The organism is Pseudomonas paraglycinae (assembly GCF_021601625.1).
Classification (GTDB): Bacteria; Pseudomonadota; Gammaproteobacteria; order Pseudomonadales; family Pseudomonadaceae; genus Aquipseudomonas; species Aquipseudomonas paraglycinae.
Map to the genome: position 1 here is coordinate 1 of NZ_BQHR01000046.1, position 291 is coordinate 291.

Annotated in this window: 2 rRNA genes; both read left to right on the top strand. The window is 50.2% G+C overall.

Annotation, left to right across the window (positions count from 1 at the left end):
• A 23S ribosomal RNA gene (locus tag L6D82_RS28490) occupies positions 1–75 on the top strand; the annotation flags it as partial.
• 151 nt (positions 76–226) lie between these two features.
• A 5S ribosomal RNA gene (rrf, locus tag L6D82_RS28495) occupies positions 227–291 on the top strand; the annotation flags it as partial.

A 291-nucleotide genomic window follows, 5' to 3' on the forward strand; every position in this document is an offset into this window, starting at 1 on the left:
CGTTGATAGGTTGGGTGTGTAAGCGCTGTGAGGCGTTGAGCTAACCAATACTAATTGCCCGTGAGGCTTGACCATATAACACCCAAGCAATTTGAGTCGAAAGGCCAGATTGCGGTGTGTGAAGACGCAATGAACCGAAAGTTCGACGCTCACAAAACACCGAAAGCTGTCACATACCCAATTTGCTGAAGCGAGGCCCTCTGGCCACGACTCAGTACCCGAATTTCTTGACGACCATAGAGCGTTGGAACCACCTGATCCCATCCCGAACTCAGAAGTGAAACGATGCAT